This is a genomic window from Luteimonas qiangzhengi (assembly GCF_039548515.1).
Classification (GTDB): domain Bacteria; phylum Pseudomonadota; class Gammaproteobacteria; order Xanthomonadales; family Xanthomonadaceae; genus Luteimonas.
Map to the genome: position 1 here is coordinate 62,443 of NZ_JBCLVE010000008.1, position 19,920 is coordinate 82,362.

Genomic DNA, 19,920 nt, shown 5'->3' on the forward strand with positions numbered 1-19,920 from the left:
ACAGACGCCACGCGGCTTCGCGGGCGTGGCGCGCTCCTACTTGGGGCGGCGGAGGATGAACTCGAGATCGCGGGCCTCGCCGACTTCGAACAGGTATTCGCCGACCTTTTCAAACCCCCAGCGCGCGTAGAAGCGGTGCGCGCCGAGGTTCTCCGACCAGGCGCCAATCCACAGCGTCCGCGGCCCATCGCGCCGCAGCCACGACATCGCGGCCTCCATCATCCGCGTCCCATGTCCGCCCGCTTGCCAGCCACGCAGCAGGTATAGACGCTTCAACTCACCGTGATCGCACGAGGCCTCCGGATGCGGCAGTCCGCACGGGCCGGCCGCCATGTGTCCGACCGGCTCACCGTCCGCTTCCAGCAGCCATACCGCGTAATCGGGATGGGCCAGGATCACCCGCTGTTTCTCAACGGAATAGGCGTCCTCGAGGAACGCCTGCAGATCCTGCGGCCGGTAAAGATGCGCGAAGGTTTCGCTGAACGTGCGCGCGGCGAGCGACGCCAACGCCTGCGCGTCATCCACCGTCGCCCGTCGCAGTATCGCCTCCAAGCAATCAGTCCCCGTCTGCGTCCGGCCGCACCTGGATGTGCAGTTCCACCAGCTGCTGATCGTCGATCGGCGAGGGCGCATCGGTCATCAGGCACTGCGCGCCAGTGGTTTTGGGGAAGGCAATCACGTCGCGGATCGATTCGGTGCCGGCCAGCAGCGCGGCCATGCGGTCGATACCGAAGGCGATCCCGGCGTGCGGCGGGGCGCCGTACTTGAGCGCGTCCAGCAGGAAGCCGAACTTGGCCTGCGCCTCTTCGGCGCCGATGCCAAGCAGCTCGAACACCGCCTTCTGCATCGCCGGCCGGTGGATACGCACCGAACCGCCGCCGATCTCGTTGCCGTTCAGCACCAGGTCGTAGGCGCGCGACACCGCGGTCGCGGCCTGCTCACGCAGGGTCGAGGCGTCGTCGATGGCCGGCGCGGTGAACGGATGGTGCAGGGCCACGTAACGCCCCGCGTCTTCGTCCCACTCGAACATCGGGAAGTCCACCACCCACAGCGGTTTCCAGCCTTTCTCGACCAGGTCGAATTCAGCGCCTGCCTTGAGCCGCACCGCGCCCATGAAGGCGCTGACCACCGGGTAGTCGCCGGCGCCGAAGAACACCATGTCGCCGTTGCCCGCGCCCACGTGGGCCAGCAGCGCGCTGAACTGCGCCTCGCCGAAGAACTTCTGGATCGGCGAAGACACGGCTCCGTCCTCGCCCACCTTCACGTAGGCCAGGCCCTTGGCGCCGTACTTGGCCGCATGCGCGGCGTAGCCGTCGATCTGCTTGCGCGACAGCGTCGCACCGCCGGGGATCCGCAGCGCGCACACGCGCCCGCCGTCGGCGCCGGCCACATCGGCGAACACCTTGAAACCGCTGTCCTTGACCAGATCGGCCACGTCCACCAGTTCCAGCGGATTGCGCAGGTCGGGCTTGTCCGAACCGTAGCGGCGCATCGCTTCGGCCCAGGTCATGCGCGGGAAGGGCTCGGCCAGCTCGACGCCTGCCACATCGCGGAACACCTCGCGGATCATCGTTTCCACGGTGTCCTGCACGTGACTCTCGTCCACCCAGGCAAACTCCATGTCCAGCTGGGTGAATTCCAGCTGGCGGTCGGCGCGCAGGGCTTCATCGCGGAAGCAGCGGGCGATCTGGTAGTAGCGATCGAAGCCCGACATCATCAGGATCTGCTTGAACAGCTGCGGGCTCTGCGGCAGCGCGTAGAACTCACCCGGGTGCTGGCGCGCCGGCACCAGGAAGTCGCGCGCGCCCTCGGGCGTGGCCCGGGTCAGGATCGGGGTTTCGATGTCCTGGAAATCGCGCGCGTCCAGCCAGTGGCGCAGCGCGCTCACCAGCTTCGTGCGCGTGCGCATGCGGCGCTGCATTTCCGGATGGCGCAGGTCCAGGTAGCGATATTTGAGGCGGATGTCCTCGCCCGGGTTCTCGTGGTGGTGGAACGGCAGCGGCTCGGCCTTGTTCAGCACCTCGACCGCCGTGGCCACCACTTCCACCTGGCCGGTAGGGATCTTCAGGTTGACCGATTGGCGGCGGCGCACGGTGCCGGTGATGCGCAGGCAGTCCTCGTACCCCACGCCGGCCGCGGTGGCGATCACCTCGGCGTTGCCCTCCGTATCCGACGGCTCGGCCACCACCTGCACGATGCCGTGATGGTCACGCAGGTCGATGAAGCACAGGCCGCCGAGATCGCGGGCCACGTCGGCCCAGCCGCAGAGGGTGACGGTCTGGCCGATCAGAGACTCGTCGATCAGGCCGCAAAAGTGGGTACGCATGCAAACTCCGGACAGCCCGCGCAGGGACGCGGAAAGCCGCATATTTTAGCTGGTTGGGGCCGAGGTTTAGAATGCGGCCATCGACACGCCGCACGCCCCTCCCCCGTCCGCCCCCTCCCGGAGCCCGATCGCCACCGTCAAATCGCTGGCCGCATTGCTCACGGGCGTTGCTCTGTTGCTGATGGGCAGCGGCCTGCTCAGCACCCTGGTGGCGGTGCGCGGCGGTCTGGAGGGCTACAGCGAGCAGACGCTTGGCCTGGTGATGTCGGCGTATTTCGCCGGTTTTTTCCTGGGCACCTACGTGGCGCCCGGGCTGATCCAGCGCACCGGCCACATCCGCGCCTTCGCCTTCTACGCGGGCCTGTGTGCGGCGATGGTGCTGCTGCATCCGATCTTCGTCTCGCCCTGGGCCTGGGGGCTGCTGCGGCTGGGCACCGGCATCGCCCTGGTGGGCCTGTACACGGTGATCGAGAGCTGGCTCAACGTGCAGGCGCCGCCGGAGCAGCGCAGCCAGGTGTTCGCGGTGTACATGGCGGTGAACCTGCTGGCCCTTGCCGCGGGCCAGTGGCTGATCGGGCTGGCTTCAACGGCCGGGTTCGTGCTGTTCAACCTGGTGGCGATCCTGATCTGCATGGCCGCCCTGCCGGTGACCGCCAGCCGCATGGTGCAGCCGGAACTGCCCGAAGTTCCGAGGCTGGCCCTGAGCAAGCTGATGCAGGTGGCCCCAGCCGCCACCTTCGGCGCCCTGCTGGCCGGACTGGCGGTGGGCAGTTTCTGGGGCCTGGGCGCGGTGTTTGCCACCCGGGTCGGGCTGGACCTGGCCGGCGTGGCCCTGCTGGTGAGTGCCACCATCCTGGGCGGCGCCGCCCTGCAGTGGCCGATCGGCCGGCTGTCGGACGGCACCGACCGGCGCACCACGCTGGTGTTTGTCTGTCTGCTGGCTGCGGTCGCGGCGCTGGGCATGATGTTGCCGGTGGGCCAGTCGGGGTGGCCGCTGTACACGCTGAGCTTCCTGTTTGGCGGACTGGCGTTCGCCATCTATCCGATCTGCATGGCCCACCTGCTGGATCACCTGACGCCGGACAAGACACTGGCCGCAGGCAGCAGCCTGCTGCTGCTCAACGGCGTGGGTTCGGCAATCGGCCCGGCCCTGGCCGGCCTGGCGATGACCCGCTGGGGTGTAGAGGCCCTGCCCGCCTTTTATGCCGCCACGCTGACCCTGGCCGCGCTGGTGGCGGGCGCACGCAGGGTGTTCCGTCCGCGCGAGAACGACACCCCGTCCGAATTCCACCTGATGCTGCGCACCACGCCGTCGGCAATCGAGCTGCTACCGGATATGGAAACGGATGCGGAAGCCGCAGTGGAACAGGTCCGCTGAGTGGTGTGAGTCGCGGGGCGTGGCGCTCAGCTCGCCGGGTTGGCTGCGGGCTCGCTCTTGGCCGGTTTGGCGGCCGGCTCGGACGAGCCGGAGCCTGCAGTTTCGCCTGAACCCGCCAGGTTGCGCCTGTTTTCCCCTTCCTTCTTGAAGTCGGTCTCGTACCAGCCGCTGCCGGCCAGCCGGAAGGAAGGCGCAGTTATCTGCCGCTTGATCGCGCCCTTGGCGCAGGACGGACAGATGTCCGGATCGGGATCGGACATTTTCTGCAGGCGATCGAACTGATGACCACAGGCAGTGCACTCAAAACCATAGATCGGCATGGCAACGGACTCGAATCTGGCAAGTATGAAAGTGAAAACCCGCACACAGGATGGGGTCGGCAGCGCCGGTTTCAAGGCGGACGCTGACGCAATAAAAAACGGCGACCCCTGAGGGTCGCCGCGTGTGTCAAAGAAAGTGGATCAGAACAGCGGGAAAGGCTCAGTAGCCCCAAGGCGTGGGTGGCGCTTCCACCGGCTGGGTGAGGTCGAACTCGACCTGGAACATGCGGCCGTCGGGATTCAGCTCATCCGCCGGGCGCGACAGCTCGTACAGGAAGCGCTGGCCGGGCTCGATCTCCATCGCCCAGACGTTGGTGGTCGAGACCGACAGGCCGTCGCGGGCGTTGAACATCTCGATCGACTCCTGGTCGACCGGGAACTCCTGCCGCTGCGAGGTGCCGGCATCCACGGTGTCGCCGCCGTACATGGTGGTCGGATCGTCGCTGCCGTCTTCCAGGCGGTGATCGTGCTTGAGGCGCAGGCCATCGTCGGTCCGGGTCAGCAGCCAGGTGCGCGAATGGTTGTCGCCCACGTGGAAGGGCACCTGCAGCTCGCGGGTCGGGTCATCGCAGCCGCGCACGTGCATCACCAGGTCCTGGCCCTCGAAGGCATCGGGCTCGGGCGAAGCGGGATCGTTGGTGACGACGCGGCCGGCAAACGCCTGGCCGCAGTGCTCGGCCAGGCGCATGAGAAACTCATCGGCCGGCGTGAGCACATCCTGGGCAGCGTTTTCCGCTGCCGCCGCCGCGGCTTCGGCCTGCGGGTCGACGACGTCGACCTCGGCCTCGGGGCCAGTGGAAGGTGCGCACGCTGCCAGGGCAGCGGCGAGTGCGATCGATACGGGAAGAGTGAGCTTGTTCATCCGCGCACGGTAACCTCCGTCGCCGCAGCGCGCAAACCGCAATTCAATCCTCCAGCAGTTCCAGCCAGCGCTCCTCGGCCACCGCCAACCGCTGGACAACGGCCTCCCTCTCGCCGCCCAGATCGACTATGCGCCCGGCATCGGAATGATTGGCCGGGTCGGCCAGCGCCGCATCAATCCTGGCCAGGGATGCTTCCAGCTCACCAACCTCGCGCTCGGCCTCCTGCAGCTTGTGCGGATTGACCTTGCGCGCCGGAGCCGCCGGCTTGGCCGCCTCGGGAACGGCCTCCGTCTGGGATTTTTTCCCGCTTTCCCCACGCGTTTCACCCTGCCGGGCACGCAGCCATACCGCGTACTCGTCCAGGTCACCTTCGAACGGTTTGACCTCTCCGTGCGAGACCCGCCAGAAGCTGTCGCTGACCAGACCGATCAGATGCCGGTCATGCGAGACCAGCACGATCGCGCCTTCGAAATCACTCAGCGCTTCGGCCAGCGCCTCGCGCATGTCCAGGTCCAGGTGGTTGGTGGGCTCATCGAGCAGCAGCACGTTGGGCTGCTTCCAGGCGATCAGCGCCAGCGCCAGACGCGCCCGCTCGCCGCCGGAAAACCCGTCGATGCTCTCGAACGCACGGTCACCGGGGAAATACCATTTGCCCAGGAAATTGCGGAAGTCCTGGGTCGACTGATTGGGCGACAGTTCGCGCAGATGATCGATCGGCGAGGTGCCGGCCACCAGGGATTCCACCGTGTGCTGGGCGAAGTAGCCGATGCGCAGGTCCGGGTGCGCGGCGCGCTCGCCGTCCAGCAGCGGCAACTCGCCCACCAGTGATTTGACCAGGGTGGATTTGCCCGCACCGTTGGGACCCAGCAGGCCGATCCGGTCGCCGGCCTCCAATCCGAAACCGACGTTCTCAAGAATCCGGGCATCGTCGCTGTAGCCGCACACGCCATCATTGATACGCAGCAGCGCGTGCGGCAGCTTGGCCGGCTGCGGGAACTCGATCCGGAACCCGCGCTCGGCGCGCACCGCCTCTGTGCCGGCCAGCTTGGCCAAGCGCTTGACCCGGCTTTGCGCCTGGCGCGCCTTGCTGGCCTGGGCCTTGAAGCGGTCGATGAATTTCTGCAGGTGGGCGCGTTCGGCCTGCTCCTTGTCATGGGCAACCTGCTGCTGGCGCAGGTGCTCGGCGCGCTGGCGCTCGAAGGCGGTGTAATCGCCCACGTACAGCTTGGCCTTGCCTTCGTGCAGGTGCAGGGTGTGGGTGGACACGCCGTCGAGGAACTCGCGGTCGTGGCTGATCAGCAGCAGCGTGCCCTGGTACTTGAGCAGCCACTGCTCAAGCCACAGCACGGCATCGAGGTCGAGGTGGTTGGTGGGCTCGTCGAGCAGCAGCAGGTCGCTGGGCATCATCAGCGCGCGGGCCAGGTTCAACCGCACCCGCCAGCCGCCGGAAAACGCGCTGACCGGACGGTGATGGGTGTCAGCCGCGAACCCCAGGCCGTGCAACAGCCGGCCCGCACGCGCCTCGGCGTCGTAGCCGTTGAGCTCGGCCAGGCGCTGGTGCGCGGCGGCCACGGCGTCCCAGTCTTCGGCAGCGACGGCGTCGGCTTCGGCCTGCAGCACAGCAGCCACTTCTACATCGCCGGACAGCACGAAGGAGATCGCGGGATCGGGCAGGGAGGGCGTTTCCTGGGCCACGCTGGCGATGCGCAGCCGCGACGGCAGGTCCAGATCGCCGAGGTCGGGTTCAACCTCGCCGCGGATGGCGGCGAACAACGAGGATTTGCCGGTTCCGTTGCGACCGACCACGCCCAATCGCCATCCGGCGTGCATGGAAAGGTCGACGCCGGACAACAGCAGGCGCTCCCCGCGACGCAGGGAAAAGTTTCTGAAAGAGATCATGGGGCGCGAGTGTAACGGTCCGGACGCCCTCCCCGGCGCTTCAGATGCGCTACGCAGCCACCCATGGTCAGGCCAGCGACACCATTGCCGTCGCACCGCCGGCGTGCTAAGCACACTGCACAGGAACCCCCTGGGGCGCGGTTGCGCCTACCTACCGGATTGGGAGATCACCCGATGCAGCACACCACGCTTGCCGTCGCCGTAGCCTTGACACTCGTCGCCCCCGCCGTCCTGGCGCAGGACCGCGAAACAACTGAACAGCGCACCTCCACCCTGGACACGCTGATCGTCACCGGCACCCGGGTGGCCGACCGCACCGTGGCCGAATCCAGTTCACCGATCGACATCATCACCCCGGAGACATTGCAGGCGACCGGCACCACGGAGCTGGCCACCGCGCTGTCACGTGCCCTGCCCTCGCTGAATTTCCCGCGCCCGGCGGTCACCGACGGCACCAGCGCGATCCGTCCGGCCCAGCTGCGCGGCCTGGCCCCTGACCAGGTGCTGGTACTGGTGAACGGCAAGCGACGCCACACCACCGCGCTGCTCAACGTCAACGGCACCCAGGGCCGCGGCTCATCACCGGTGGACCTCAATGCCATCCCGATCGCGGCCATCGAGCGTGTTGAAGTGCTGCGCGATGGTGCCTCGGCCCAGTACGGCTCGGACGCCATTGCCGGCGTGATCAACGTGGTTCTCAAGGGCAGTGGCGCCAGCGGTGGCGGCATCGATGCGCGCTACGGCCAGTACTCGGCCGGCGACGGAGCGCAGTGGAACCTGGCCGGCGATCACGGCATGTCTCTGGGCCAGGACGGCTTCCTGCACCTGGCTGCCCAATTTGGCGAACAGGACCCCACCAACCGCGCCCGCCCCTACGCCGGCACCGCGCCCGGCGGCAACAACGCGCAGCTGGGCGAGAAGCGCTTCATGTACGGCGACCCGGAAGTTGAGCACTGGGGCCTGTCGTTCAACGCCGAGATGGCGCTGGGCGACTCGGCAACGCTGTACGGCTTCGGCATGGCCAGCGAGCGCGACATCACCTCGTTCGCATTCTTCCGCGCCCCCGGCAATCCAAACCAGAACGTGCCCCAGGTGCACCCGGACGGCTTCGTGCCGCAGATCAACAACATCGCCGACGACCGTTCGATGGTGGCCGGGGTGCGCGGTGACAGCGGCGGCTGGAACTGGGACCTGAGCTACAACTGGGGCTTCAATCACCTGGAGTTCTTCACCCGCAATACGGTCAACGCCAGCCTTGGCCCGGCATCGCCGACCTCTTTCTACGCCGGCGCGCTGGAGACCACCCAGAACATCTTCAATCTGGATGTGAGCCGCGCCCTGGACTGGGGCCTGGCCTACCCGGTGAACCTGGCGCTGGGCGCCGAGTACCGCGAGGAAAAGTGGAACCAGTCGCCGGGTGAGCCGGATTCCTGGCGCCAGGGTGCACTGCCGCCGCCGGTTGCTTCCGGCGCGCAGGGGTTCCCGGGCTACCGGCCCACCGACGCGGGTCACCACAAGCGCGACAGCCATGCGGTGTATGCAGACCTTGAGGCGGACTTCACCGAGCAGTTCTCGGCCGGTGCGGCGGTGCGCTATGAGGACTACAGCGACTTCGGCAGCCAGACGTCCGGCAAGCTCTCGGCCCGCTTTGCGTTCACGGACGCGGTGGCCCTGCGCGGCACCGTGGCCTCGGGCTTCCGCGCGCCTTCGCTGTCGCAGCAGAACTTCCAGACCACCAGCACCACCTTCATCGCCGGTTTCTCCGATCCGTTCGAAATCCGCACCTTCCCGGCCGGCAGCGCGATTGCCCAGGCGTTGGGCGCCGAGCCGCTGCGGCCTGAAGAGTCGATGTCGCTGAGCATGGGCCTGGTGCTGCAGCCGGTGGATGCGCTGTACGTGACGGTGGACGCCTACCAGGTGGAAGTGGATGACCGGATCGTGCTGTCGGCCAACCTGACCGGCAACATCCGCGACTTCCTGGAGGATCGCGGGATCTTTGGCGTGACCGGCGGGCGCTATTTCACCAACGCCATCGACACCCGCACCCGCGGCATCGACGTGGTGGGCAGCTATCGCTGGGACCTGGCGGCGGGCACCTTCGACCTGACCGCCGGCTACAACTATTCCAAGACCGAGATCACCCGCATTGCCGACAACCCGGCGGAGCTGGAAAGCGGCGGCCTGAACCTGGAGCGCATCGACCGCGCCGAGCGCGGCCGGATCGAGCGCGGCTTCCCACGCGACAAGCTTCTTCTGGCCGGGGTTTGGGACACCGGCGACTGGTCCTTCACCGCCGGCACCACCCGCTACGGCAGCTTCCAGACCACACCCAACGCGTCGGCCAATGACCAGACCTACGGGGCCAAGTGGCTGGTGGATGTATCGGCCACCTGGCGCCTGGACGGCTGGAGCTTCACCGTGGGCGGGGACAACGTGTTCAACCAGTACCCGGACGAAAACATCTTCGGCAACTCGACCAATGGCCAATTCCCGTACAACTCAGCGTCGCCGTTCGGCTTCAACGGCGCGTTCGGGTACGTGCGGGCCGGGTATCGCTGGTAGTCGCTGGTAACAGCGCACGGCGGAATCAGGAGGAGGGCTGCAGCGCGGATTGCAGGTAAGGCAGCAACCGTGGCTGCCGGAACTGGAAACCGGCCTGCTGCAGCCGCTGCGGGATGACCCGCTGGCCGTCGAGCAGCAGGGTGGACATCTTGCCCAGCGCCAGTTTCAGCACTGGCGTGGGCACGGTGAATGGCGTTGGCCGCGCCAGTGCGCTGCCCAGCGCGCGGGTGAATTCCGCATTGCTGGCGGGCTCCGGCGCGGTCAGGTTGACCGGGCCCACCGGGGCATCCCCGGCAAGGCTCACATGTCGCTGCAGCAGGACCCGCACCGTCTCCACCCAGTCGGTCAAGGCGATCCAGCTCATGACCTGGCTGCCACTGCCCAGCCGCCCACCCAGGCCCAGGCGGAACGACGGCAGCAGGCGCCGCAGCATTCCGCCAGCGGGATCGAGCACTACCCCGGTACGCAACAGCAGCACTGGCACGCCCAGCGGCACCGCCTTCATTGCCGCCTCTTCCCAGACCTGGCACAGGACGTGGGAGAAATCGTCATACGCGTCGCTGTCCTCAGTCAGCGGTGCATCGCCATCCTGGGCGCCATACCAACCCACGGCCGAGCCGCTCAGAAGCACCTTGGGGGGCAGTTCGCAGCGGCGAATCCACTGCATCAGGCTGCGCGTGGGGCCAAGCCGGCTTTCAAACAGCAGCTGCCTGCGCCGATCGCTCCACCGCCGCTCGGCAATGCCGGCTCCGGCAAGATTGACCACCGCGTCGAAATACAGCGACGGCGCAAGCGCGTCGTAGCCGAGCACCTGGATCCCGGCCGGCGCACTGTGCGAGGGATCCCTGGACACCCAGACCACTTCGACACCGTCACGCTGCAACCGCTCGCTCAGCGCCCGCCCGAGAAATCCACTGCCGCCGGTGATCAGAATCCGCATCGCACTGCCTGGGCCCACGAGGGGTGGGCGAAGGCGGAAGTATGCCGCCGCCGGGATCAAGCCACCGTCAATCTCCCTTGCTGAAGGCCAGGGCGCCGGCTTCCGCCTCGACCTGGATCAGGTCGCCGTTGGTGAACTCGCCGGCAAGGATCTTCGAGGCCAGCGGGTTCTCCAGCTGCTGCTGGATCGCACGCTTGAGCGGGCGCGCGCCGTAGACCGGATCAAAGCCGACGTTGCCCAGCAGATCGAAGGCGGCATCGGACACCGAGATCCGCAGCCCGCGCTCGGCCAGCCGCTTTTCCAGTCCGGACATCTGGATGCGCGCAATCGACTTGATCTGCGCCTTGTCCAGAGGATGGAACACCACGATGTCGTCCAGGCGGTTGATGAACTCCGGGCGGAAGTGCGCCTGCACCACGCCCATCACCGCGGCCTTCATCTTTGTATAGGTCTCCGATGAACCGTCACCGTCGAGCTCCTGGATCATCTGCGACCCCAGGTTGGATGTCATCACGATCACCGTGTTGCGGAAGTCCACCGTGCGGCCCTGCCCGTCGGTCAGGCGGCCATCGTCCAGCACCTGCAGAAGGATATTGAACACGTCCGGATGCGCCTTTTCCACCTCGTCCAGCAGGATCACGCTGTACGGGCGACGACGCACCGCCTCGGTCAGGTAACCACCTTCCTCATAGCCCACGTAGCCCGGGGGCGCACCCACCAGGCGGCTGACGGCGTGCTTCTCCATGAACTCGCTCATGTCGATGCGCACCATGGCTTCTTCGCTGTCGAACAGGAAGCCGGCCAGCGCCTTGCACAGCTCGGTCTTGCCCACGCCGGTCGGACCCAGGAACAGGAACGAACCGGACGGCCGGTCGGGATCAGACAGCCCGGCGCGCGCGCGGCGCACGGAATCGGACACCGCGGTGATGGCCTCGTCCTGGCCGACCACGCGCTCGTGCAGCACCTCTTCCATGCGCAGCAGTTTGTCGCGCTCGCCTTCGAGCATCTTGCTGACCGGGATCCCGGTCCAGCGCGCGACCACCTCGGCGATCTCCTCGGCGGTCACCTTGTCCTGCAGCAGGGTGAAGCCGGTGGTCTCGGCCTCCTGCGCGGCCTTGAGCTGCTTCTCCAGCTCCGGCAGGCGGCCGTACTGGATCTCGCTCATCTTCGTGTAGTCCTGGGCGCGCTGGGCGGCTTCCAGCTCCAGCCGGGCCTGCTCGATCTGCTCCTTGATCTTCGTCGCGCCCTGCACGGTGGCCTTCTCGGCCTTCCATACTTCTTCCAGGTCGTTGTACTCGCGCTCCAGCACTTCAATCTCGGCTTCAAGGTCGGACAGCCGCTGCCTGGACTCGGCGTCCTTCTCCTTCTTCAGCGCCTCGCGCTCGATCTTGAACTGGATCAAGCGCCGCTCGCGCCGGTCCAGCTCCTCGGGCTTGGAATCAATCTCCATGCGGATCCGGCTGGCCGCCTCGTCCATCAGGTCGATGGCCTTGTCGGGCAGCTTGCGGTCGGCGATGTAGCGGTGGCTGAGCGTGGCCGCGGCCACCAACGCCGGGTCGGTGATCTCCACGCCATGGTGCACGGCGTAACGCTCCTTCAGCCCGCGCAGGATGGCGATCGTGTCCTCCACCGTCGGCTCGCCCACGAACACCTTCTGGAAGCGGCGCTCCAGCGCGGCGTCCTTCTCGATGTACTTGCGGTATTCGTCCAGCGTGGTCGCACCGATGCAGTGCAGCTCGCCGCGCGCCAGCGCCGGCTTGAGCATGTTGCCGGCATCCATGGAACCTTCCGCCTTGCCGGCGCCGACCACGGTGTGCAGTTCGTCGATGAACAGGATGATCTGGCCCTCGTTCTTGGCCAGGTCATTCAGCACGCCCTTCAGCCGCTCCTCGAACTCGCCGCGGAACTTGGCTCCGGCAATCAGCGCGCCCATGTCGAGCGAGAGCACGCGCTTGCCACGCAGCCCCTCGGGCACCTCATTGTTGACGATGCGCTGGGCCAGCCCTTCTGCAATCGCGGTTTTGCCCACGCCCGGCTCGCCGATCAGCACCGGATTGTTCTTGGTCCGGCGCTGCAGCACCTGGATGGTGCGGCGGATTTCCTCGTCACGGCCGATCACCGGATCCAGCTTGCCGGACTCGGCCCGGGCGGTGAGGTCGATGGTGTACTTCTCCAGCGCCTGGCGCGACTCCTCGGCATTCTGGTCCTGCACGCTCTCGCCGCCGCGGACCTTGTCGATCGCGGCCTCCAGCGCCTGGCGGTTGCCGCCGGCATCCTTGAGCGCGCGCCCGGCATCGCCGCTGTCTTCCAGCGCGGCCAGCAGGAACAGCTCCGAAGCGATATACGCATCGCCGCGCTGCTGGGCCAGCTTGTCGGTGACGTTGAGTAGACGCCCAAGATCATTACCCACGGCCACGCTGCCAGCCTGACCGGAAACGGTCGGCAGGCGGTCGAGGATTTCACCCAGCCGCTCGCGCAGCAGCGGCACATTGACCCCGCCCTGCGACAGCAGCGGCCGCGTGCCCCCGCCCTGCTGGTCGATCAGCGCGGCGAGCAGGTGAGCGGGTTCAATCAGATTATGATCGCGCCCCACGGCCAGCGACTGGGCGTCGGCAAGGGCCTGCTGGAAGCGCGAAGTGAGCTTGTCCATCCGCATCGGACTGTCCTCTCTATCAGGGCCGGAAACGGTTCCGGCAATGATCTCCAGATGCGGGCTTCAGGGTTGTGAATCAAGGGTCTCGGGGCAGATACGACGCGGGCACCCCCACCCGCCGCTGGACACTTCGCGGCCCCGGATCAGGCATCCATCTGCATCCCCCTGGTAGGAGCGCGCCATGCGCGCGAAGCCGCGTGACTTGTGGCAATGGGGCATTCCCTCGGCCACCTGCATCCCGTCCTAAGCCTCGCCCTGATTCCGATTGCCCGCGGCTTCGCGCGCATGGCGCGCTCCTACAAAAAAACTCCGGTCCGGACACAAGCCGGGATCCGGGACACAAACCTTCCCGGAGCCGAGCCCCGCCGTGGCCGGGAGGCCTTTGCGCGTAAGTAAAGGAGGAGGTGGCGGCCGCAGGCCGACGCCGGGGGACATGGAGCGCAAAGGCCTGCCGGCCGCGGCGGGGCCAGTCCGATCACGGCGCGTGTGGTCAGCCCATTGCGGCGCCGGATGTCACCCCAAAGGAGTCGGCTGGATGATCTCCACCCAGTACCCGTCCGGATCCTTGATAAAAGCCAACTCCCGCATACGCCCATCCGTCAGCCGCTTCTGGAAATCCACGCCCAGCGTCTCGAACCGCTCACAGGCTGCCACCACATCCGGCACCGTGATGCAGATATGGCCAAAGCCGCGCGGATCGCTGTTGCCATCGTGATACACCGCCCCGTCCTGCTCCTCGGTGCCGTGGTTATGGGTCAGCTCCAGCACACCCTGCTGACGGGCCACCCATTCCTTGCGCGCAGCGTCGTCCTCCGGAATGACAGACGCATCGTCCACCAGCGCCAGAAAATAAAGACTGAATCCGGCCTCGGGAAAATCGTTCTTGCGCACCAGGGTGAAGCCCAGCACGCCGGTATAGAACGCCAGCGACGCACGCGGATCCTTGATACGCAGCATCGTGTGATTGAAGAGGAAGTCGCGGGTGGCGGGGTCGCGTTCGGCCACGCCGGGCACCTTGGTCAGTGCGGCAAGCGAGTCTGCGGACATCTGTGATCTCCATGGATGGGGGAAGCCGCCATTATCGGCTACCCGGATGAATACGCCCGGCGGATGTGAACACGGTCTTCCCAGGGGCGTCGGCACAATCGCGCACATGGTTGCTGACCTTCCGCGGACACCGCCGCCACCGCTTGATTCACGCTGCGCGCTGTTTCTTGACGTCGACGGCACCCTGCTTGATTTCGCCCCCTGGCCCGACGCGGTCACGGTTCCCGATGCGCTGCCCGAAGTGCTGCGCCTGCTGCATCGCGAACTCGACGGCGCGCTGGCGCTGATCAGCGGCCGGCCGCTGCGTTCGCTCGATACCCTGTTTCACCCGCTGCGGCTGCCTGCCGCGGGCATGCATGGACTGGAGCTGCGCAACGGTGTCTCTCTCCGGTCCCCACCGCCCGCCCCGGCCGCGCTGGCTGATGTCCTGGAAGATGCCCACGCATTCGCCGCAGCGCATCCGGGCACGGTGGTGGAGGACAAGGGCACCAGCATCGGACTGCACTGGCGCAACGCACCCGGACACGCGGACGCCGTGCACGGATTCGCCGAAGGCACGCTGCGACGCCTGCCGGGCTACTGCCTGCAGGCCGGCAACCACGTGGTCGAGCTGCGACCCAAGGGAGCCGACAAGGGCGATGCCATCGACCTGCTGATGGAGCAGGAACCCTTCCGCGAACGCAGGCCGGTCTTCGTCGGCGATGACCTCACCGACGAGCATGGCTTCGCCGTGGTCAACGCCCGCGGCGGGGCCAGCGTGCTGGTGGGCCGGCGCTCGCCCAGCGCCGCCCTGCACGGCCTGGCCGACACCGCCGCGGTGCTGGAATGGCTGCAGGAAGGAACCTCCGCATGAATCGGTCGAACCTCGATCTGGGCGTGATCGGCAACGGCAGTTTCGCCGCGCTGATTGACCGCCACGCACGGGTGGTGTGGAGCTGCCTGCCCGCGTTCGATGGCGACCCGGCGTTCTGCGCCCTGCTCGAGCCGCGTGACCACGACGCCGGGGATTTCAGCATCGAGCTGGAAGGGTTCCAGCGCAGCGAGCAGGCGTATGTGACCAATACCGCCATCCTGCGCACGGTGCTGTACGACGACAGCGGCGGCGCGGTGGAAGTGCTCGATTTCGCTCCTCGCTGGCGCAATCAGGACCGCTTATACCGTCCGGTGTCGATCATGCGCAGGATCACGCCGCTGGCGGGCAGCCCGCGCGTGCGGATCCGGCTGCGCCCGCTCAAACACTGGGGTGCCGAGCGGGTGGAGACCACCTGGGGCAGCAACCATGTCCGCTACCTGCTGCCGGAGGTCACGCTGCGCCTGACCACCGACGTGCCGATCCGCTTCGTGCGCGATGAAATCCCCTTCGTGCTTGGCCAGCCAATGCACCTGCTGCTCGGGCCGGACGAATCATTGGCGCGGTCGCTGACCGGATTCATGCAGGAAGCGCTGGAGCGCACCACCAGCTACTGGCGCGAATGGGTGCGGTATCTGTCCATTCCGCTGGACTGGCAGGAGGCGGTGATCCGCTCGGCCATCACCCTCAAGCTGTGCCAGTACGAGGACAGCGGCGCGATCATCGCCGCCATGACCACCTCCATCCCGGAGGCCGCACATACGGCGCGCAACTGGGACTACCGCTACTGCTGGCCGCGCGATGCGGCCTTCGTGGTGCGTGCGCTCAACCGCCTGGGTGCGACCCGTACCATGGAAGGGTTCCTGCGCTACATCTTCAACATCGCCACCCACGATGGCAGCCTGCAGCCGCTGTACGGGATCGACTTCGCCGAGAAGCTGGAAGAGCACGAAGTGCCTACCCTGCGCGGCTATCGCGGCATGGGACCGGTGCGGCGCGGCAACCTGGCTTGGGTGCAAAAGCAGCACGATGTGTATGGCAGCGTGATGCTGGCCTCGACCCAGCTGTTTTTCGACCAGCGCCTGTCAGACCCAGGCGATGAAGACACCTTCCGCCGCCTGGAGCCGCTGGGCGAACGCGCGGTGGAGCTGAGCAACGTGCCCGATGCCGGCCTGTGGGAGTTCCGCGGGCGCACGGCCGTGCACACCTACACCGCGGCCATGTGCTGGGCCGCCTGCGACCGGCTGGCGCGGATCGCGGCGCACCTTGGCCTGGCGGACCGCGAGCGGCACTGGCGTGCGGAAGCCGGGAAGATCCACGAGCGGGTGCTGGCCGAGGGCTGGAGCGAGGAGCTCGGCCACTTCACCGCCACATTTGGCGGCGAGCACCTGGACGCCTCGCTGCTGCTGTTGGAGGAAATCGGATTCATCGGCGCGGACGATCCGCGTTACATCGCCACGGTCGAGGCCGTGGGCCGCGACCTGCGCCGCGGCGATGGTCTGTTCCGCTACATCGCGCCCGATGATTTCGGCTCGCCCGAGACCAGCTTCACCATCTGCACCTTCTGGTACATCGACGCGCTGGCCGCGATCGGCCGGAAGGACGAGGCGCGCGAATTCTTCGAACGCATCCTGGCCCGGCGCAACCACCTGGGCCTGCTGTCGGAGGACCTGGCCTTCGAAGACGGCGAAGCCTGGGGCAACTTCCCCCAGACCTACTCCCATGTCGGCCTGATCACTGCGGCCATGCGCCTGTCCAGACCGTGGACGGAGGCCTCATGAGCAGGCTGGTGGTGGTGTCCAACCGGGTCGCCATTCCCGGCGAGAACCAGACCGGCGGGCTGGCGGTGGCCCTGCACGATGCGCTGAGCGAACGCGGCGGACTGTGGTTCGGCTGGAGCGGCCGCACCGTTCGCGATGAAAGCGGCGAGCTGCACGACCAAACCGAAAACGGCATCCGCTACCTCACCATGGACCTCAGCCAGGCCGACAACGACAGCTATTACAACGGCTTCGCCAACCGCACCCTGTGGCCGCTGCTGCACTTCCGTCTGGACCTGGTGGACTACACGCGCGAAACCCGCGAGGGCTACCGCCGGGTCAATGCCCTGTTCGCCGAACGGCTAGCACCACACCTGCGCGACAGCGACACGCTGTGGATCCACGATTACCACCTGATCCCGCTGGCCTCGCTGCTGCGCGAGCGCGGCGTAGGCTGCCGGATGGGCTTCTTCCTGCACGTGCCCATGCCCTCCTCCGACCTGGCCGCGGCCATGCCAGATCACTCGCGGCTGTTTTCCACACTGTACGACTACGACCTGCTGGGCTTCCAGACGGTGCGCGACGTGGAACGGTTCCAGGACTACGTGCGCCTGTTCGGCGGCGGCAAGGTACTCAGTGACGGAGTGATCGAGGCGCCCAGCGGCCGCCGGTTGCGGGCAGCTGCATTCCCGATCAGCATCGATACCGCCCGGATCGCCGAGCAGGCCCAGGCCGCCACTTCCAAGCGCATGGTGCGGGGCCTGCAGCGCAGCCTGGCCCAGGGCGGGCTGGTGATCGGCGTGGACCGGCTGGACTATTCGAAGGGCCTGCCAGAGCGCTTCCGCGGCTTCGAGCGCTACCTGGAGCGCAAGGATCCGGATGCGGACGGCCTGACCTATCTGCAGATCGCTCCGGTCTCGCGCGGCGACGTGGAGGAATACCAGGAGCTGCGCGCCGAGCTGGAGCAGATCGCCGGCCACATCAACGGCACCCACTCCAGCGCGGACTGGACTCCACTGCGCTACGTGAACCGGAACTTCGCCCATTCCACCCTGACCGGCTTCTACCGGATGGCTTCGGTCGGCCTGGTGACCCCGCTGCGCGACGGCATGAACCTGGTGGCCAAGGAGTACGTGGGCTCGCAGGACCCGGACAACCCGGGCGTGCTGGTGCTTTCGCACTTCGCCGGCGCCGCGCACGAGCTGCGCGAGGCACTGCTGGTCAACCCGCACGACCTGGACGGCGTGGCCAATGCCATCGCCTACGCCGCCGCGATGCCGCTGGCCGAGCGCCGCGAGCGCTGGAACGCAATGATGGAACACCTGCGCACGCACGACATCAATGCATGGCGTCGCCGCTATCTCGAGGCGCTTTCCGCCACCGCCTGAGCCGGCTGCACTTCAGGACCGCTGCACTTCAGGACCTGGGCAGTGGCTGGCGCCAGATCACCGTTGCAAGACGGCCGGTTCGGGCGTCGCGGCGGTGCGAATAGAAGCGTCGCGGATCGGAGATGGTGCACAGCCCGCCACCGCTGATGTCACCGACCGCGATCCCGGCCGCCTGCAGCCGCTGCCGGGCCAGCGCATACAGATCGACATGCCAGTGCCCGGGCCGGGTGGCGGTGAACGCCACGGCGGCGCGAGGATCTACGGCGCGGGAATCGGCGCCGATGAAGGCGTCGCGCACCTCGGCCCCCACTTCGTAGGCCTGCGGTCCGGCCGCTGGACCCAGCCAGGCCAGCAGCCCGGAGGGCGCCGTGCGCATCGAGGCCACGGTGTGCTCCAGCACGCCATCGGCCAGGCCACGCCAACCGGCGTGCGCGGCAGCCACCTCGCTGCCATCGCGCGCGGCGAACACCACCGGAAGGCAGTCGGCGGTCAGGATGGCCAGCACCACGCCGGGCTCTCCGGTGACGGCGGCATCCGCTTCAGGCTCCAAGCCCATGCGCTGCAGTTCACCGTCGGCATCAGTCACCGGCAGCGACTGATCGAAGCGCACCACGCCGGTACCGTGCACCTGGCGCAGCCAATGCGGCGCGGAAGGCAGGCCGGCCAGCGCCACCAGCCCCGCCCGATTGGCAGCCACCGCTGCCGGATCATCACCATCGGCGGCGCGGCTGTTACCGAAGTTGAATGTATCGAAGGGCGGCCGTGACACGCCCGCGCCCCGGCGCAACGTGGCGAACGCGGTGACCCCGTGCGGGGCCGCCCAGTCCCCCTGCAGGACCGGCAGTGCCGGACCTGTCGCGCTCACCTCAGCGCCACTCCGTAGCGGCGTGCGCGGCCGAGTCCTCGCGCAGCATCCTGATCAGGGCCAGCAGATCATCGGGGGCCGGTGCCGTGGCGCGCACTGGTTCACCGCTGACCGGATGGATGAACTCCAGGGTTTCGGCGTGCAGTGCCTGGCGACGGAAGCCGCGCAGGCCAGCGATCACCTCGCCGGAAGATCCCTTGGGCAGCTTCACCGGGCCGCCGTAAAGCTGGTCACCGACGATGGGATGACGCTGGTGCTGCATATGCACGCGGATCTGGTGCGTGCGGCCGGTTTCAAGCCGGCACTCCAGCACCGTGTGGGCGCGGAAACGTTCGCGCAGGCGGTAATGGGTGATGGCTTCGCGCCCATCGTCGCGCACCGCCATGCGCAGGCGGTCGCGGGGGTGGCGGTCGATCGGCGCGTCGGCGGTGCCACCGCTGATCAGCGAGCCCACCACCACGGCCAGGTACTGCCGGTGCACCGAGCGCGAGGACAGCTGTTCAACCAGCCCGGCGTGCGCCTGCACGGTGCGCGCAACCACCATCACTCCAGAGGTGTCCTTGTCCAGGCGATGCACGATTCCGGCCCGCGGCAGCGTGGCCAGCGTCGGATCGCGGAACAGCAGGCCGTTGACCAGGGTGCCGCTGCGATTGCCCGCACCCGGATGCACCACCATGCCGGCAGGCTTGTTGATCACCAGCACGTGTTCGTCTTCGTAGAGCACATCCAGCGGGATGTCTTCCGGCTCGTCGTGGGTCTGCTCTTCCAACACCACGTCCAGGGTGACCAGCTCTCCCCCGGCGACGGCATCGCGCGGACGCATGGCCTTGCCATCCAGCAGCGCATCGCCGGTACGGATCCAGCCCGCCAGGCGGGAGCGGGAGAATTCGGGGAACAGCTCGGCCAGCACCACGTCCAGGCGGCGGCCCGCCTGGGATTCCGGGATCCGCATCTGGCGGGATCCGGTGTCATCGGCGTTTTCATCCTGGAGGGGCAGGTCGTCAGGCGGGGCATTCATGGGCAGGGGTCGATTCAGGCGCTTGCGCCGGTGTGGCGATGCGGGCTGCTA

General features: G+C 67.5%; 15 protein-coding genes. 5 read left to right on the forward strand and 10 right to left on the reverse strand.

The window, feature by feature from the left end; translation table 11 throughout:
* Nucleotides 1–36: 36 nt before the first annotated feature.
* A complete protein-coding gene (locus WCE59_RS07025) occupies nucleotides 37–552 on the reverse strand; it encodes a GNAT family N-acetyltransferase (protein ID WP_343258030.1) in 516 nt (171 codons plus the stop codon).
* A gap of 4 nt (nucleotides 553–556) precedes the next feature.
* Nucleotides 557–2,326, reverse strand: coding sequence for an aspartate--tRNA ligase (gene aspS, locus WCE59_RS07030; protein WP_343258032.1), 1,770 nt, complete (start codon nucleotides 2,324–2,326; stop codon nucleotides 557–559).
* Between the two features lie 145 nt (nucleotides 2,327–2,471).
* Between aspS and WCE59_RS07035 the strand changes: the two genes are divergently transcribed.
* Complete coding sequence (locus WCE59_RS07035) at nucleotides 2,472–3,704, forward strand: MFS transporter (protein ID WP_449284129.1); 1,233 nt, start codon at nucleotides 2,472–2,474, stop codon at nucleotides 3,702–3,704.
* 26 nt (nucleotides 3,705–3,730) lie between these two features.
* Here WCE59_RS07035 and WCE59_RS07040 read toward each other — a convergent pair whose 3' ends face one another.
* From WCE59_RS07040 to WCE59_RS07050, 3 genes are all read right to left on the reverse strand, one after another.
* Nucleotides 3,731–4,024 (reverse strand): FmdB family zinc ribbon protein, encoded by a 294-nt coding sequence (locus tag WCE59_RS07040; protein ID WP_343258127.1) that lies wholly within the window; start codon nucleotides 4,022–4,024, stop codon nucleotides 3,731–3,733.
* A 160-nt stretch (nucleotides 4,025–4,184) separates the two neighbouring features.
* Complete coding sequence (locus WCE59_RS07045; protein WP_343258033.1) at nucleotides 4,185–4,886, reverse strand: hypothetical protein; 702 nt, start codon at nucleotides 4,884–4,886, stop codon at nucleotides 4,185–4,187.
* Nucleotides 4,887–4,929: 43 nt separating this feature from the next.
* Complete coding sequence (locus tag WCE59_RS07050; protein WP_343258034.1) at nucleotides 4,930–6,786, reverse strand: ABC-F family ATP-binding cassette domain-containing protein; 1,857 nt, start codon at nucleotides 6,784–6,786, stop codon at nucleotides 4,930–4,932.
* A gap of 174 nt (nucleotides 6,787–6,960) precedes the next feature.
* Between WCE59_RS07050 and WCE59_RS07055 the strand changes: the two genes are divergently transcribed.
* On the forward strand, nucleotides 6,961–9,348 hold the full coding sequence (locus WCE59_RS07055; RefSeq protein ID WP_343258035.1) for a TonB-dependent receptor plug domain-containing protein: 2,388 nt from the start codon (nucleotides 6,961–6,963) through the stop codon (nucleotides 9,346–9,348).
* Between the two features lie 25 nt (nucleotides 9,349–9,373).
* Here WCE59_RS07055 and WCE59_RS07060 read toward each other — a convergent pair whose 3' ends face one another.
* The 3 genes from WCE59_RS07060 to gloA form a co-directional block, all read right to left on the reverse strand.
* Nucleotides 9,374–10,288: a TIGR01777 family oxidoreductase gene (locus WCE59_RS07060; protein ID WP_343258036.1), complete on the reverse strand. Its 915-nt coding sequence runs from the start codon at nucleotides 10,286–10,288 to the stop codon at nucleotides 9,374–9,376.
* Nucleotides 10,289–10,355: 67 nt separating this feature from the next.
* Nucleotides 10,356–12,944, reverse strand: coding sequence for an ATP-dependent chaperone ClpB (clpB, locus tag WCE59_RS07065; RefSeq protein WP_343258037.1), 2,589 nt, complete (start codon nucleotides 12,942–12,944; stop codon nucleotides 10,356–10,358).
* A gap of 510 nt (nucleotides 12,945–13,454) precedes the next feature.
* Nucleotides 13,455–13,988 carry a lactoylglutathione lyase gene (gene gloA / locus WCE59_RS07070; protein WP_343258038.1) on the reverse strand — a complete coding sequence of 178 codons (534 nt, stop codon included), beginning with the start codon at nucleotides 13,986–13,988 and terminating at the stop codon, nucleotides 13,455–13,457.
* A 106-nt stretch (nucleotides 13,989–14,094) separates the two neighbouring features.
* On the opposite strand from gloA, the gene otsB reads away from it, so the two are divergent.
* Genes otsB through otsA form a run of 3 tightly spaced genes read left to right on the forward strand, consistent with a single transcriptional unit; the run spans nucleotide 14,095 to nucleotide 17,986 of the window.
* A complete protein-coding gene (gene otsB, locus WCE59_RS07075) occupies nucleotides 14,095–14,841 on the forward strand; it encodes a trehalose-phosphatase (protein WP_343258039.1) in 747 nt (248 codons plus the stop codon).
* Complete coding sequence (locus WCE59_RS07080; protein WP_343258040.1) at nucleotides 14,838–16,619, forward strand: glycoside hydrolase family 15 protein; 1,782 nt, start codon at nucleotides 14,838–14,840, stop codon at nucleotides 16,617–16,619. The genes otsB and WCE59_RS07080 overlap by 4 nt, the downstream gene beginning before the upstream one ends.
* Complete coding sequence (otsA, locus tag WCE59_RS07085) at nucleotides 16,616–17,986, forward strand: alpha,alpha-trehalose-phosphate synthase (UDP-forming) (protein WP_343258041.1); 1,371 nt, start codon at nucleotides 16,616–16,618, stop codon at nucleotides 17,984–17,986. The genes WCE59_RS07080 and otsA overlap by 4 nt, the downstream gene beginning before the upstream one ends.
* A gap of 28 nt (nucleotides 17,987–18,014) precedes the next feature.
* Here otsA and pgeF read toward each other — a convergent pair whose 3' ends face one another.
* Nucleotides 18,015–18,851 (reverse strand): peptidoglycan editing factor PgeF, encoded by an 837-nt coding sequence (gene pgeF / locus WCE59_RS07090; protein WP_343258042.1) that lies wholly within the window; start codon nucleotides 18,849–18,851, stop codon nucleotides 18,015–18,017.
* 1 nt (nucleotide 18,852) lies between these two features.
* Nucleotides 18,853–19,803 (reverse strand): 23S rRNA pseudouridine(1911/1915/1917) synthase RluD, encoded by a 951-nt coding sequence (gene rluD / locus WCE59_RS07095; RefSeq protein WP_449284130.1) that lies wholly within the window; start codon nucleotides 19,801–19,803, stop codon nucleotides 18,853–18,855.
* Between the last annotated feature and the right edge of the window lie 117 nt (nucleotides 19,804–19,920).